Genomic DNA, 14983 nt, shown 5'->3' with positions numbered 1-14983 from the left:
GGCGTTCTTCAATGCGCGGCGGGTGCCGCGGGTTGCAGGGCGTTCTCGAACAGCACGTTGTTTTCCAGATGGATGTGATCCATCAGGTCTTCGCGGAAGGCGCGCAGGCCGAGGTAGAGCGCGCGCCAGGTGTTGCAGGCGCCGCGCGGCAGCGTGATGTCGCGGGTCAGGGCCTCGATGCGACGCAGCTCCACGCCGCAGTCGTCGTGTTCCATGCGCATCACCGCGATCGGCGCGCCGGCCATGGCGCCCATGCCGCGGGCCAGCAACGGAAACAGCACCTGCTCTTCCTTCTGCATGTGGCTCTCGAGTTCCTGGCGCATGTCGCGCAACAGGTCGGCCAGGCCCGTCGGGCATTCCGGCCGGTCGCCGTGCACGTCCTCGACACGGCGCGCCAGGCGGATCAGCTCGGGCATCTGTTCGCGGTGCACGTCGTGATAGCGGACCAGGATGTAGTCGATCAGCTCGCGCGCGGGCGCGTCCGACCAGTCGCGCGTGTTGGCAGGCACCTCGGCCAGCGCGCGCAGGCGGGCCTCGATCACGGCGCCGTCCACGCCCCGGCTTTGCGCCGCTTCGCGCAGCGAGTGCTTGCCGCCGCAGCAGAAGTCGAGTTGGTAGTCGTGGAAAACGCGCGTGGCGCCGGGGATGCGCCGGGCCAGATCGCCCAATGACCGGTCCTGCATGCTCATGGTGTGCTCCTTGGAGGGGTTCATCCTTCTTAAAGCGAAAACCATGCCAAGCCGTAAGTTGATGAAAATCAAGCGCTTGTTTTGGGGCAGGGTTATATTGACCTGGCGAGTTCGGGTGAAAACAACCATGCTTGGGTGACTTTGACCATGATGACGGAACTGCTGCTGGCCGACTTCACGGCCGACCTGCCGGCCGGGGTGCGCCTGCAGCGCCTGGTGGTGAGTCTGCGCGCCCACTTTCGCGCCGGCGCCTGCGCGCTGCTGCGCCTCGACGGCGACTATCTGCGGCCCCTGGCCGTCGACGGGCTGAGCAGCGACGCGCTGGGCCGGCGCTTCGTGGTGGCCCAGCAGCCGCGCCTGGCGGCCATCCTGGCCCGCGCCGGCGTGACCCGGTTCCCGGCCGACAGCGGCCTGCCCGATCCCTACGACGGCCTGATCGACGATCGCCTGCACGAGCCCCTGTCGGTGCACGACTGCATGGGGGCGAGCCTGTCGGTGGAGGGCCGCCAGGTCGGCGTGCTCACGCTCGACGCGCTCGATGCCGGCACCTTCCTGCCCGACGCGCAGCGCGAGCTCGAGCGCCTGCTGCCGGCCATCGAGGCGGCGCTGCGCATCACCCGCCTGGAAGAAGAGATCCGCGCCCTGCGGCTTGCCCGCGCCAAGGAGCCCGCGCTGCACATCGTGCGCGGCGACGAGGAAATCATCGGCCGCAGCGAGGCCATCACGCACCTGCTGCACGAACTCACGGTGGTGGCCGACTCGGAGCTGCCCGTGCTGCTGCTGGGCGAGACCGGCGTGGGCAAGGAGCTGTTCGCGCACCGCTTGCACCGGCTCTCGCGCCGGCGCGCCAAGCCGCTGATCCACGTGAACTGCGCGGCGCTGCCCGAATCGCTGGCCGAGAGCGAGCTGTTCGGCCACGCCAAGGGCGCGTTCTCCGGCGCCACGGCCGAACGCCCGGGCCGCTTCGAGGCGGCCAACGGCGGCACCTTGTTTCTCGACGAGGTGGGCGAGCTGCCGCTCGCCATCCAGGCCAAGCTGTTGCGCACCCTGCAGAACGGCGAGATCCAGCGGCTCGGCTCCGACATACCGCGCCGCGTCGACGTGCGCGTGATCGCGGCCACCAACCGCAACCTGCGCGAGCACGTGCGCGACGGCACCTTCCGCGCCGACCTCTATCACCGGCTGTCGGTCTATCCCATCGCGATCCCGCCGCTGCGCGAGCGCGGCGACGACGTGATGCTGCTGGCGGGGCGCTTCCTCGAGCTGAACCGGGCGCGGCTCGGCCTGCGTGCGCTGCGCCTCGCGCCCGAGGCGGAGCAGGCGCTGCGCCGCTATGCCTGGCCCGGCAATGTGCGCGAGCTCGAACACGAGATCAGCCGCGCCGCGCTCAAGGTGGTGAGCCGGGGCGCGGGCCGCAACGAGATCGTGACGCTGCCGGCCGATCTGTTCGACCTGGACGGCGCCTTCGACGGCGAGAGCGCGGCGGCGCGTGCCGATGGCGGCGGGCGCCCCGCGCCCGGCGTTGCGCCGCCCGCGATCTCGCCCGCCACGCCGCTGCGCGAGGCGGTCGATGCATTCCAGCGCGACTGGATCAGGCAGGCGCTGCAGGCGCGCGACGGCAACTGGAGCCAGGCGGCCCGCCAACTGGGCCTGGACCCGAGCAACCTGCACAAGCTGGCGCGCCGCCTGGGCCTCTGACGCGTGGCGCACGCGCCACAACCGATGTCGGGTGCTTCTGCCCCCCAAAAAGTCCGCGCCGGCGAACGGCCGCATCCACTAGAATGCGAACCATTCTTAATGACTGCGGGCCTGCCAGGGTCTGCCGCAAGACCACCATGCAAGGGCCGGCCTCCACCATCGCTTCCTCCGCACACCGCGACGTCGACCGCCTGTACCGCGATCATCACGGTTGGCTCGCGGGCTGGCTGCGCGCCAGGCTCGGCAATGCCGGCGACGCGGCCGACCTGGCGCATGACACCTTCGTGCGCGTGCTGCAGGCTCGCCGGCGCGCCGCCGCCGATGCGCCCGACGGCGGTTCGCGCGCATTCCTGGTCCATATCGCCAAGGGCCTGATGGTCGATCACTGGCGGCGCCAGGCGGTGGAGCGCGCCTATCTGGAGGCCTTGGCCGTTTTGCCGGAGGCGGTGACGCCCTCGGTGGAGGCCCGCGCGCTGATCCTCGAAACGCTGGTGCGCATCGATGCCGCGCTGGCCGCGCTGCCCGCCCGCACCCGCGAGATCTTCCTGCTCGCGCAGTTCGACGGCCTGAAGTACGACGCCATCGCCGAACGCATGGCGGTGTCGCTCGCCACGGTCAAACGCCACATGCAGGCGGGTTTCGTCGCCTGCCTGGCGGCGGCATGAGCGCGCAGCCGGCACTGCCCCCCGAGGTACTGCGCCAGGCCGCCGACTGGCTGGTGCGCCTGCAGTGCGGCGAGCTGCAGGGCGAACAGGCGCGCGCCTTCGATGCGTGGCACAGCGCCGATGCCCGGCATGCCGAAGCCTGGGAACGCGCGCGCGCACTGCTCGGGCATCTCGCCGAGGTGCCCGCGCCCGTCGGGGCGCCGGTGCTGCGCGACGCGGCCCGGCGGCAGCGCGAGCGCCGCCGCCTGTTGCGCGGCCTGGCCGGGCTGGCGATCGTCGCCCCGGCCGCGTGGAGCGCCGCGCGGCTGCTGCCCTGGACGGCCTGGTCGGCCGACCTGCGCAGCGCCACGGGCGAGATCCGTCATCTCTCGCTCGCCGACGGCACGCGCGTGGTGCTCGCCAGCGCCTCCGCCCTCGACGTGCTGTACTCCGACACGCAGCGGCTGCTGTGGCTGCGCGCGGGCGAGATCCTGGTCGAGACCGCCGCCGACCGCGCCGGCCGGCCGTTCCGCGTGCGCACCGCGCAGGGGGAGCTGCGCGCGCTGGGCACGCGTTTCACGGTGCGCATCGACGGCGATGAGACCGCGCTGGCGGTGTACGACGGCGCGGTCGAGGTCAGCCCGGCCGGCGGCGCCGCGCCGCAGATCGTGCAGGCCGGGCATGCGCTGGCATTCTCCGAGGCGGCGGCGGGGCGCCAGACCCCGGCCCTGGAGGCCGATGCCGCCTGGACGCGCGGCATGCTGGCGGTGCACGAGCGGCCCCTCGGCGAGGTGCTGGCGAAGATCGCGCGCTATCGCCGCGGCGTGCTGCGCTGCGATCCCGCCGTGGCCGGCATGCGCGTGTCCGGCGCATTCCCGCTCACCGACACCGACGCCAGCCTGGCGCTGCTGGCACGGACCTTGCCGGTGCGCATCGACCGCCTCACGCCGTATTGGGTCAGCGTGCGAGCGGTCGAGGCCGAGGGCACGTGAGCCTTTTTTCGATCTCATCCGGTATGGCAGGAAATCCCCGCGTTGCGCGAGCACCGCGGCTTCCGACCTGACTCCTGCCTACGGATTGCCCGACCATGAAAGGCCACGCTGTTTCCGTTTCATCTTCCTCCCTGCCGCCGCGCGCATCGACGCTGGCGTTGGCCGCCGCGCTCGCCGCGGCGCTGACGGCCGTCACGCCGCCGGCCACGGCCCAGTCCGGCGCCGGCGTCGCGACGCCGGCTGGCCCGGCGCGCCAGCATTACCGCGTCGCGCCCGGCCCGCTGGGCCAGGTGCTGGCGCAGTTCGCCGCCGCGAGCGGCACCGCGCTGTCCTTCGATCCGGCCGCGGTCAGCGGCCAGACCAGCCCCGGGCTGGACGGCGAATTCGGCGTGCAGGACGGCTTTGCCCGCCTGCTGGCGGGCAGCGGCTTCGCGCTCGCGCCGGCCGGCAAGGGCTACACCCCTGCGGCGCCTGCCCGCGTCCGGCGACGCGGCCACGCTGCCCGCCGTCACGGTGGCCGGCAACACGCCGGGCGCATTGCCCGAGCTCTTCACCGGCGGCCAGGCCGCCCGGGGCGGCCGGCTCGGCATGCTGGGCAACCGCGACGTGATGGACACGCCGTTCAACCAGACCACCTACACGGCGCAGATGCTCGCCGACCGCCAGGTCACGACGCTGGGCGAGGCGCTCAACGCCGACCCTTCGGTGCGCTTCACCGGCCAGATCGGCGGCATCACCGATTCCTTCTACATCCGCGGCTTCCCGATCGGCGAAGGCAATCTGGGCGAGATCGCCTTCGACGGGGTGTATGGCATCGCGCCGAACTACCACGTGTTCACCGACTACATCGAGCGCGTCGACGTGCTCAAGGGGCCCGGCGCGCTGCTGTACGGCATGTCGCCCAACAGCGGCGTGGGCGGCGTGGTGAACATGGTGCCCAAGCGGTCGCTGCCCGACGATCTCAGCCGCGTCACCGCCGACTACCTGTCGGATGGGCAATGGGGCGGCCGGGTGGATCTCAGCCGCCGTTTCGGCGACGACCGCGAATGGGGCGTGCGCCTGAACGGCATGCATCGCCAGGGCGCGACGGCGCTGGACAACCAGCGCTCGCGCACCGATCTCGGCGCGCTCGCGCTCGACTATCGCGGAGCGCGCCTGCGCGCCACGCTCGACGTGCTGCTGCAGAACGAGCGCATCGACGCGCCTACTCGACCCATGCTCGTGACGGCCGGACTGCAGGTGCCCGAGGCACCCGATGGCCGCCGCAACGTGACGCAGCCGTGGGGCTGGTGGACGTCCGACAGCCAGTCGGCGCTGCTGCGCGTGGAGTACGACGCGACGGACGCGATCACGCTGTTCGCCGACGCGGGCGGCTCGACCATCGACATCGCGCGGCTGAGCGACCAGACGCCCACCATCCTGAACCGCCGTGGCGACACCACGGCCACGCCGAGCTATTTCAAATTCGAGGTCGAGCGCGCCACCTACAACGCCGGCGCGCGGGCGCGCTTCGACACCGGCCCGGTCAGCCACGCCCTCAGTCTGCAGGGCTCGCTCTACGACGACCAGATCTCCCAGGCGAGCCGCGCCGGCACGCCGGTGCTGTCCAACATCTATGACCCGATCACCCGGCCGAGCCAGTCCATCGCGGCGCCGGCGCTGGTGCCCAAGGTGTCGTCGTCGCAGCTCAAGGGCCTGGCGATTGCCGACACGCTGAGCGTGTTCGACGAGCGCGCGCAGCTCACGCTGGGGCTGCGCCACCAGCAGATCGAGTCGAACAACTTCAACGCGGCCGGCGCGCGCACCTTGCATTACGACAAGAGCGCGACCACGCCGCTGGCGGGGCTCGTGCTCAAGCCGTGGCACAACGTCTCGCTCTATGCCAACTACATCGAAGGCCTGAGCAAGGGCGACGTGGCGCCGGCCACGGCCAGCAACGCGGGCGAGGTGTTCAAGCCCTACAAGTCGCGCCAGCGCGAGGTCGGCATCAAGGTCGATTTCGATGACGCGGTGGTGAGCCTGTCGGCCTTCAACCTGAGCAAGCCCAGCGGGCAGCTGAGCAACGGCGTCTATGCCGCGGACAGCGAGCAGCGCAACCGCGGGCTCGAGCTGAACGTGTCGGGCGAGATCGCGCCCGGCGTGCGCCTGCTCGGCGGCGTGACCTGGCTCGATGCCGAGCTCACGCGCACCAGCAATCCGCTCACGCAGGGCAACCGGCCGGTCGGCGTGCCGCGCCGGATGGCGAGCCTGGGCGCGCAATGGGACCTGCACGTGGGTGCAGGGCCTGACGCTGATGGGCAACGTCGTGTACACGGGCCAGGAGTACGTGAACCAGGCCAACACCCAGTCGGTGCCGTCGTGGACCACGCTGGACCTGGGGGCGCGCTACACGATGCGGGTGCAGCAGCGCGACGTCACGCTGCGTGCGACGGTGGCCAACGTGTTCAACCGCGGCTATTGGTCGGGCGTGGCCTCGTACGGCACGATCTCGCAGGGCGCACCGCGCACCTTCATGCTGTCGGCCTCGGTCGACTTCTGAGCCGGTTCAGCGCGGGGGCGCAGCGCGCCCGTAGCGCGCCGGCGTCACGCCGTAGTCGCGCACGAACAGCCGCGTCAGGTGGCTCTGGTCGGCGAAGCCGGCGTCGGCGGCGGCTTGCGCCACGGGCTCGCCGCGCGCGAGCAGGCGGCGTGCGAGGTGCAGGCGCTGCTGCTGCACGTAGGCATGCGGGGTGAGGCCGGTGAGGCGGGCGATGGCGCGCAGGAACGCGTAGCGCGACAGGCCGCAGGCCTGGGCCAGCGCGTCGAGGCGGTGCTGCGCGGCGGGGTCGGCGTCGATGCGTGCGCGCGCGGGCGCCAGTGCCGCGCCGTCGATGCGCGCCGCGTCTGCAGCGGCGCCGCTGCACGCACCCAGGCGCGCGCGCAGCGCCAGCAGCAGGCTCTGCGGCGCGAGCTGCCCGGCCTGCGCGCCGGGCTCGCGCAGGCAGGCGTACAGGCGCGCAAAGAGGCCCGCGGCGCGCACGTCGCGCGCCACCGGCGCGGTGAACTCGCGCAGCCGCCCGTCGTCGTCGCGCAGCAGTTCCACGTCGAAATACAGCATCTGCCAGCGCCGCGCGCCGGTGAGCGGGATGCCGTCGTGCACCTCGCCCGGATTGACCGTGATCAGCTCGCCCGCCCCGGCCACCACCGGTCCGCGCCCGCTGGCCGACCGCTGCGCGCCGGCCAGGATCAGGCCGATGCCGTATTGATCGTGGGTGTGGCGGCCGTAGTGGCGCGCGCTGTCGAGCGCCAGCGCCGTGACGCCGGGCAGCGCATGGCTGCGCACCAGCTCGTGCGGGGCGGCGCTCACGGCGCGTGCCAGACGTAATGGATGTCGAGCGCATCCTCGCGCTCGGCCACGAAGCCGCAGGCGCGGTAGAAATCGTTGGCGCGGCTGCCGCGCAGCGCGTTCAGCCGGAGCGGCAGGCCGCGCGCGGCGGCCTGCGCCTGCAGATGCGCGATCACGCGACTGCCGTGCCCGTGGCCGCTGTGCCGCGGCCACAGATACAGGTGTTTGAGGTGCAGCGCGTCGGCCTCGGGCTGCAGCAGATAGAAGCCGATGCGCTCGGCGCCGGCCGCGATGTGGCGCGCATGCGCGGCGACGAAACCGTCGACCAGCCGGCGCCGCGCGCGCTCCGGGTCGAAGCGGCCGAGCGCCTCGAGGCTGGGCCGCATGGCCGCCACGCGCAGCTCGGCCAGCGCGGGCAGGTCTTCGATGACGACGGGCGGGTAGTGCAGGTCGGCGGTCATGGCGCGGGGAGGGCGGGCACCGGCGGCGCCGGCTACCCGCACGTTTTACCGCCTCAGGCGAGCCATTGCCAGAGCAGCAGCGTCATGGCCAGGCCGACCACCGACACGATGGTCTGCAGCACCGACCAGACCCAGAGGGTCTGCTTCAGGTCCAGGCCGAAGTACTCGCGCACCATCCAGAAGCCGGCGTCGTTGACGTGGCAGAAGAACACCGAGCCCGAGCCCACGGCCAGCGCGAGCAGCGCGCCCTGCGTGGGCGCGAGGCCGGCGGCCAGCGGCGCGATGATGCCGGCCGTGGTGGTGGTGGCGACGGTGGCCGAGCCGGTGGCCTGGCGCAGCGCCACGGCCACGATCCAGGCCAGCAGGATCAGCGGCATGTGCGACTGGGTGGAGATCTTGCTGATGGTGTCGCTCATGCCGGCCGACAGCAGCACCTGCTTCAGGCCGCCGCCCGCGCCGATGGTGAGCAGCAGCCCGGCGATGGGCGGCAGCGCGCGGCGCAGCGTCTCGCCCACGTCGCGCCGGCTGGTGCCGCGGCCCCAGCCCAGCAGCACGACGGCGGCCAGCACCGCCAGCGTGAGCGCCACGATGGGCTCGCCGACGAAGTTCAGCGCGTCGTAGAGCGGCGTGTCGGGCGCGACCCACAGGCGCGCGATCGTGCGGCCCAGCATCAGGGCGACCGGCAGCAGGATGGTGGTCAGCGCGGGTGCGAAGCCGGGCAGGTCGTCGTCGGCGCGGCGCGAGGTGTAGAGCTCGCCGAGCTGCTCGGGCTCGGGGATCTTCATCCAGCGCGACAGCCAGCCGCCATAGATCGGGCCGGCCAGGATCACGGCGGGGACGGCGATCAGCAGGCCCAGGCCGAGCGTGGTGCCGAGGTCGGCATGCAGCGCGCTCACCGCGATCAGCGGGCCGGGGTGCGGCGGCACCAGCGCATGCAGCGTGGTCATGCCGGCCAGCGCCGGGATGCCGATGGCGAGGATGGGCAGGCCGCTGCGGCGCGCCATCACGAGGATGATGGGCACCATCATGACCAGGCCCACCTCGAAGAACAGCGGCAGCCCGACGACCATGGCCACGGCGGCCATGAGCCAGGGCAGCGCGCGCCCGCGCGCGGCGCCCAGCATCTGGTTGACGATGCGGTCCGCCGCGCCCGATTCGGCCATCAGCGCGCCCAGCATGGCGCCCAGCGCGATGATGAGGCCGGCCTCGCCGAGGATGCTGCCCGCGCCCTGGCTGAAGCTGTGGCCGACCTTTTCGAGCGGCAGGCCGGCGGCCAGGCCGACGCCGAAGGCGCCGATCAGGATGGACAGGAAGGGCGCGAGCCGCAGCACGCTGATGAAGAGAATGATGGCCAGCAGGGCGATCACGCAATACACCACCAGCTGGGTGTCGTGCGTGCCCCACGGGGCCAGGGTATGGGCAATGGCGTTCATGTCGGGCTCTGTACGTACGCGCGCTGCGCGCGCGGTCTCGAACCCATTATGCGCGCCGCACCTGACAAACTGCCGTGGCCGCCGCGGGCTTGCGCGCGGCTGAACGGCACGCCGTTCAGCGCGGTTTCAGCGCGCGGCGCCGGCGTCGTCGCGCGCCTGGGGCGTGCCCTGGATCACGCGCGCGACCTGGGTGGCGAAGGCGCGCATCTGGCGGTTGCTGGGCCGGTCGCGGCGCCAGATCGCGGCCAGCGGAGAGCGCCGCAGCGGCGGCAGCAGCGGCAGCACGCAGAGCTCGCCGCGCGCCTGCCACACGCGCGCCACGCTGCCGGGCAGCAGCCAGAGATCCTGGCCGGCGCGCATCATCTCGCGCCCGAACTCGAGCGACAGCGCGCCCACCATGCGCGGGATCGGCAGGCCCCCGTGGCGCAGCGCGATCTCGAGTTCGCCGCGGATGCGGCTGCCGGGCAGCGCCGCGATCCAGGGATGGCGCACGTAGTCGGCCAGCGTGGCATCGGCCTGCGTGGCGAGCGGGTGGCCCGGCGCGCAGGTCAGCACCACCGCGTCTTCGCTGAGCGTCACCGAACGGTAGATCTGGGGGTTGACGGTGGAGGCGAAGCGGCTGATCAGGATGTCGAGCGCGCCGGCGTCGAGGTCTTCGATCAGGCGCTCGTGCGTGCCGACCTCGACCGACAGCGTGATGCGCGGATGGGCCTCGCGAAAGCGCAGCGCCGCCTCGGCCACCGGCCAGCCGGAAAACAGCGTGAAGCAGCCCACCGTGAGGCTGCCGGCCTCGCCGCGCGCGAGCGCCGCCAGGTCGATCTCGGCCTTGCGGTAGCTGCTCAACAGCTGGCGCGCGTGGCGGCACATGGCCAGGCCCAGCGGCGTGCAGGTGGTGCCCTTGGCGGTGCGCTCGAACAGGCGCGCGCCGACCAGGTCTTCGATCTCCGCGATGGCGCGCGACAGGGCCGACTGGGTGCTGTGCAACTGCGTGGCGGCCTTGGACAGGTTGCCCAGGTCGGCCACCGCGAGCACGATCTCCAGGTGGCGGGTGCGGAGTTTTCCTTTGAACGGGGTCATGGGGCGAGGGCGGCGGGAGCGTTCGATTATTCACGCGCCCGCCCGCAGCGGCAATGCCGCGGAAACCCGCAGCCGCTATTGCAGCTTGATGCCCAGCGACTTGATCAGCGGTTCCATCTCCGCGCGATCGGCGGCGATGGTGCGGGCCAGCTCCTCGGCCGTGCCGCCGATCGGGATCATGCCCAGCGTTTCCATCTGCGCCTTCATGGCCGGCTCGGCCAGCACCCGCGCCACCGCCTGCTGGATCTGCAGCGCCCGGTCGGCGGGCACGCCGGCGGGCGCCATCAGGCCGATCCAGGGTTGTGGCGCATAGCCGGGCAGGCCCGACTCGGCCAGCGTGGGCGTGCCTGGCAGGCCGGCGAAACGCTGCGGGCTGGTGATCGACAGCGCGCGCACGCGCCCGCTGTCGATCAGGCCCTTGGCGCTGGACGGCGCGTCGAGCGCCACGTCGAGCTGCCCGCCGAGCAGGTCACTCTGGGTCTTGCCGGACGACGAGGACGGTACGTACAGCGCCTGGATGCCGGCGTGGCGCGCGGTCTGCTCCCACACCAGATGGAACGCCGTGCCGATCGAGAACGAGCCCATCGTGAGGCTGCGCTGCTTGCTGGCGGCGACGAAGTCGCTCCAGCTGCGCAGCGGGCTGTCGGCGGCCACGATGAAGAGGAACGGCGTGCGCGCCACCAGCGCGATCGGTTGCAGGTCCTTCTGCGTGTCGAAGGGCAGCTTGTCCACCGCGAACGGCACGATGGTGACGGTGGAGGCGACCACCATGCCCAGCGTGTAGCCGTCGGCCGGCGCCTTCAGCAGCGCGCTGGTGCTGATGATGCCGGACGCGCCGGGCCTGTTCTCGACCACCACCGGCTGGTTCCATTGCTGGCCGAGCCGTGCCGCGAGCACGCGCAGCATCACGTCCACCGGCCCGCCGGGCGGATTGGACACGATGATGTGCACGGGCCGATCCGGGAAGGCCGCCTGCGCGCTCGCGCCCGTGGCCAACAGCAGGGCGGCGAGGGCCGCGCGGAGAGTGCGTTTGATCATGAGGTTCCCCTGAGTGTCGTTGTGGTGTTCTTCAGCCGGCGTCGAGCGCATGCAGGTGCGGCGCGGGCGGCCAGCCCGGGGCGTCGCCGCGGATGAAGGCGAGCCAGGCGCGTTGGGTCCGGTCGGCGAGATCCTGCGCGGCCGCCGGATCAAGGCCGGCCAGCATCGGCGCGCCCGGGTAGGCATCGAGGGTGTCGAACACGAACGGCAGTTCGATGCAGTGGCAGGCGCCGAAGCGCGCCGTGGCGCCCACGTCGAAGCGTGCCAGCCAGGCCTGGCGCCCGCTGGCCGCCGCCCGCCCGGCCCAGGCGCGGGCGGGCGCGCCGAACACGGCCTCGCCCAGCGCGGCGCCGGCGGCATCGCGGCCGATGCCGGGGAAGGCCGCCATTTCGTCGCGCGTGAAGCTCACCAGCACGTCGGCGCGGCCGGCCGCCCCGGCCAGCGCCGCGTCCATGTCGCGTGCCAACACCTCGCCGTCGGCCACCGGGCCGAACAGCGAGCGGCTGCTGTCCTCGGCCCGCAGGGCGGCCAGCACGCCGGCATCCTGTTGTGCGCGCAACAAGGCCTCGACCGGCACCGCGCGCAGGCCGTCGAGGTCGCGCGCGCCGCAGGCCGCGAGCACGGCGTGCGCCAGCGTCTCGGCCTGGGCCGCGCTGCGAAAGCCCCGGCCCAGCGCCGCGCTTTGCAGGATGGCGCGCGCGAAACGCGGCCGGCGCGTCAGCATGGCGCAGATCGACGAGGCGCCGGCCGACTGGCCCATCAGCGTGATGCGCGCCGGATCGCCGCCGAAGGCCTCGATGTGTTCGATCACCCAGTCGATCGCGGCTTCCTGGTCGAGCAGGCCGGCGTTGGCGGTCTGCCCGGGCAGGTACAGCCAGCCCAGCGCCGCGAGGCGGTAGTTCACGCCGACCACCACCACGTCGCCGCGCGCGGCGAGCCGGGCGCCGTCGTACCAGGGCAGGGCGGCGCCGCCGCTCTGCCATGCGCCGCCATGCAGCCAGACCACGACCGGGCGGCGGGCGGCGTCGGGCGCGGGCGTCCAGACGTTCAGGTGCAGGCAGTCTTCGGATTGCGCGGCGTCGAAATCGCCCATGGCCTCGCGCAGCCGCGACGGCCGTTGCGGCGCGACGGGTCCGGGCCGGCTCGCGTCACGCCGGCCCTGCCAGCGCGGCGGCTGCGGCGGCGCGAAGCGCAGCGGGCCGACCGGCGGCGCGGCATAGGGGATGGCGCTGAAGCGGCAGACGCCGTTCATCCTCACGCCGTGCAGATCGCCCTCGCGGATGCGGGCGGAGATGGATTCGCTCATGCCGTCTCCCGGAATGGCGCGGCGGGAAAGCCGCGATGGTCCATGGTAGGCACAGGCGGGGCCGGGCAGTCATGCGGCTTTCGAACCGGGCCATGCGAAAACGGAATGGGGCCTCAGCGGCCGGCGCCGTAGACCTCGCGCGTGAGCGCGAGCCACGCCTGCGCCGCGTGCGACAGATAGCCGCCGGCGCGCCAGATCAGCATCATCTCCCACAGCGCGTCGCGCGGATCGAGCGGCACCTGGCGCAGCCCGGGCTGGCGCCGCTCGCGCGCCACCAGCGCGGGCAGGAAGCCCACGCCCAGCCCCGAGGCCACCAGCGCGCTGATGAAGTCGGTCTGGCCGCTGCGTGCCGCCACCCCGGGCGTGAAGCCGGCGCGCTCGCAGGCGGCGAGCAGCACATGGTTGAGCGCGAAACCGGATTCGAACAGGATGAACGGCGTGTCGCGCAGCTGGGCCAGGCGCAGCATCTTCGCGCGCGCGAGCGGATGATCGGGCGGCAGCAGCACCACCATGGGCTCGCGCGCCACGGCCTGCGATTCGAACTGCCCCGGCACCGGCGCCAGCGTGGCGCCGACCTCGATGTCGCCGCTCGTCACCATGTCTTCGAGGCGCCGGCTGCCGTGCTCCGCGAGGCTGATCTCGACGCCGGGATAGCGGCTGCGAAAGCGCGCGAACAGCGGGGCGAACAGCAGATTGCTGCCCAGCGTGGGCAGCCCCAGCCGCAGCACGCCGCGGCGCAGGCCGCGCAGCTCCTGCAGCTCGGCGATCAGGTCGTCGCGCCCGGCCAGCATGGCCTGGGCCCGGCCATGCACGATCTCGCCGGCCGCGGTGAGGCGCGGCGGATGCGACTGGCGGTCGAGCAGCGGCATGCCGATCTCGTCTTCGAGCTGGCGCACCGCCTTGCTGACGGTGGGCTGCGTTGCGTGGATGGCACGGGCCGCCTGCGAGAAGCCGCCCTGTTTCACCACCTCGACGAATGCCCGCAATGCGCGCAGATCCATGACCGCTGCAACTCCTTGCGCCGCGCTGGCGCGCTGCATTCCGTTTTTGAATGGGTGGGATTCTATGAATTCATTTTATCTATGTGGCGCACAGGCGTAAAACGGTGTCTGCGGCGTCTCGACGCCGGGCGACAGAACCCGGCCAGCACGCGTAGCCCGGAGTTTTCGTTGTGATGTTGTCCCGTCGTTTGATTCTTGCGCGCAGCGCCTGGCGGCGCAGCCGCGCGCTGCAGATCGGCCTGATCGCGGTGTTTGCCGCCTTGGGCCAGCTGGCCGCCACCGCGCTCGCGCTGCCGGTTCCGGGCGGCGTGATCGGCCTGGCCCTGGTGCTGCTCCTGCTCGCCTCGGGCTGGCTGCGGCCCACCCACATCCGCCGCGGCGCCAGCTGGCTGCTGGCCGAGATGCTGCTGTTCTTCGTGCCCGCCGTGATGTGCCTGCTCGATCATCGCGAGCTGCTCGGCATGCTGGGCCTGAAGATCTTTGCCGTCATCGTCTGCGGCACCCTGCTCGTGATGGGCAGCACCGCGCTGGTGATCGACCTGTGTTATCGCTGGATGAACCGCCATGCGGCCTGAGCTGAGCCTGTTCTTCTGGCCGGCCGCCACCGTGCTGGCCTATCTGTGCGCGCGCACCGTGTATCGCCGGCTCGGCTACTGGTGGACCTCGACGCTGGTGCTGGCGCCGGCGCTCCTGCTCGCGCTGGCGGTGTGGCTGCACGCGGGCTACCAGGACTACATGAGCGGCAGCCACTGGCTGATGGCCATGCTCAGTCCGGTCATCGTGTCGTTCGCGCTGCCGCTCTACCAGGAGCGCGCGCTGATCCGGCGCTACTGGCCGATCCTGATGATCGGCGTGGTGGTGGGCAGCGCCATCGCCGGCTTCTCGGCCTGGCTGCTGGCCACCTGGCTGCAGCTGCCCGACGAGGTGCGCCTGAGCCTGGTGCCGCGTTCGGTCGCCACGCCGTTCGCCATGACGGTTTCCGGCAATCTCGGCGGCATTCCCGATCTCACCGCCGTCTTCGTGATCCTCACCGGCGTGTGCGGCGCGGCCATGGGGCAGATCGTGCGGCGCGCATTGCCGCTGCGTTCGTCGCTCGCGCGCGGTGCGCTGTTCGGCATGGGCGCGCACGGCGCGGGCGTGGCCAAGGCGCGCGAACTGGCCGCCGACGAGGGCTCGGTGGCCGGGCTGGTGATGGTGCTGGCCGGCCTGTCGAACGTGCTCGTGACGCCGGGCATCGCCTACCTGCTGGCGGCCTGACGAAGGCTGTCGTTCCGCCGCCACCTGGCGCACCCGGGCGGCGCACCCGGGCGGCGCACCCG

Annotated in this window: 13 protein-coding genes and 1 pseudogene; 6 read left to right on the top strand and 8 right to left on the bottom strand. The window is 72.4% G+C overall.

Features of this window, described 5'->3' with window-relative positions; genetic code table 11:
- Window positions 1-8: 8 nt before the first annotated feature.
- Window positions 9-689, bottom strand: a complete 681-nt coding sequence (ytfE, locus tag CEG14_RS21310) for an iron-sulfur cluster repair protein YtfE (RefSeq protein ID WP_094828407.1) — start codon at window positions 687-689, stop codon at window positions 9-11.
- 147 nt (window positions 690-836) lie between these two features.
- Here ytfE and norR point away from each other — a divergent pair, with 147 nt between their 5' ends.
- The 4 genes and pseudogenes from norR (at window position 837) to CEG14_RS21290 (ending at window position 6562) form a co-directional block, all read left to right on the top strand.
- Window positions 837-2387 (top strand): nitric oxide reductase transcriptional regulator NorR, encoded by a 1551-nt coding sequence (gene norR / locus CEG14_RS21305; RefSeq protein WP_094828565.1) that lies wholly within the window; start codon window positions 837-839, stop codon window positions 2385-2387.
- 137 nt (window positions 2388-2524) lie between these two features.
- Window positions 2525-3052, top strand: coding sequence for a sigma-70 family RNA polymerase sigma factor (locus tag CEG14_RS21300; protein ID WP_094828406.1), 528 nt, complete (start codon window positions 2525-2527; stop codon window positions 3050-3052).
- Window positions 3049-4023, top strand: a complete 975-nt coding sequence (locus CEG14_RS21295; RefSeq protein WP_094828405.1) for a FecR domain-containing protein — start codon at window positions 3049-3051, stop codon at window positions 4021-4023. The genes CEG14_RS21300 and CEG14_RS21295 overlap by 4 nt, the downstream gene beginning before the upstream one ends.
- A 95-nt stretch (window positions 4024-4118) precedes the next feature.
- Window positions 4119-6562: pseudogene (locus CEG14_RS21290) on the top strand (TonB-dependent siderophore receptor).
- 6 nt (window positions 6563-6568) lie between these two features.
- Here the strand turns inward: CEG14_RS21290 and CEG14_RS21285 are convergent.
- The 7 genes from CEG14_RS21285 to CEG14_RS21255 all read right to left on the bottom strand — a co-directional run bounded on the left by CEG14_RS21285 (window position 6569) and on the right by CEG14_RS21255 (window position 13664).
- Window positions 6569-7369: an AraC family transcriptional regulator gene (locus CEG14_RS21285; protein WP_094828404.1), complete on the bottom strand. Its 801-nt coding sequence runs from the start codon at window positions 7367-7369 to the stop codon at window positions 6569-6571.
- Entirely contained in the window at window positions 7366-7809 is a 444-nt protein-coding gene (locus CEG14_RS21280; RefSeq protein ID WP_094828403.1) for a GNAT family N-acetyltransferase, read from the bottom strand. The genes CEG14_RS21285 and CEG14_RS21280 overlap by 4 nt, the downstream gene beginning before the upstream one ends.
- Window positions 7810-7862: 53 nt before the next feature.
- On the bottom strand, window positions 7863-9242 hold the full coding sequence (locus CEG14_RS21275; RefSeq protein WP_094828402.1) for a GntT/GntP/DsdX family permease: 1380 nt from the start codon (window positions 9240-9242) through the stop codon (window positions 7863-7865).
- 126 nt (window positions 9243-9368) lie between these two features.
- On the bottom strand, window positions 9369-10319 hold the full coding sequence (locus CEG14_RS21270) for a LysR family transcriptional regulator (RefSeq protein WP_094828401.1): 951 nt from the start codon (window positions 10317-10319) through the stop codon (window positions 9369-9371).
- A 75-nt stretch (window positions 10320-10394) separates the two neighbouring features.
- Window positions 10395-11357 carry a Bug family tripartite tricarboxylate transporter substrate binding protein gene (locus tag CEG14_RS21265; protein ID WP_094828564.1) on the bottom strand — a complete coding sequence of 321 codons (963 nt, stop codon included), beginning with the start codon at window positions 11355-11357 and terminating at the stop codon, window positions 10395-10397.
- Between the two features lie 31 nt (window positions 11358-11388).
- Window positions 11389-12663 carry a carboxylesterase/lipase family protein gene (locus CEG14_RS21260; RefSeq protein ID WP_094828400.1) on the bottom strand — a complete coding sequence of 425 codons (1275 nt, stop codon included), beginning with the start codon at window positions 12661-12663 and terminating at the stop codon, window positions 11389-11391.
- A gap of 113 nt (window positions 12664-12776) precedes the next feature.
- Entirely contained in the window at window positions 12777-13664 is an 888-nt protein-coding gene (locus CEG14_RS21255) for a LysR family transcriptional regulator (RefSeq protein ID WP_094828399.1), read from the bottom strand.
- A 173-nt stretch (window positions 13665-13837) separates the two neighbouring features.
- Between CEG14_RS21255 and CEG14_RS21250 the strand changes: the two genes are divergently transcribed.
- Entirely contained in the window at window positions 13838-14239 is a 402-nt protein-coding gene (locus CEG14_RS21250) for a CidA/LrgA family protein (protein ID WP_094828398.1), read from the top strand.
- Entirely contained in the window at window positions 14229-14921 is a 693-nt protein-coding gene (locus tag CEG14_RS21245; RefSeq protein ID WP_094828397.1) for an LrgB family protein, read from the top strand. Before CEG14_RS21250 ends, CEG14_RS21245 begins: the two co-directional genes overlap by 11 nt.
- Window positions 14922-14983: the final 62 nt, after the last annotated feature.

It is taken from the genome of Bordetella genomosp. 1, from assembly GCF_002261335.1.
Taxonomy (GTDB): domain Bacteria; phylum Pseudomonadota; class Gammaproteobacteria; order Burkholderiales; family Burkholderiaceae_B; genus Bordetella.
The sequence above is the reverse complement of the archived record's forward strand: the minus strand, read 5'-3'. Positions and strand labels throughout refer to the sequence as shown.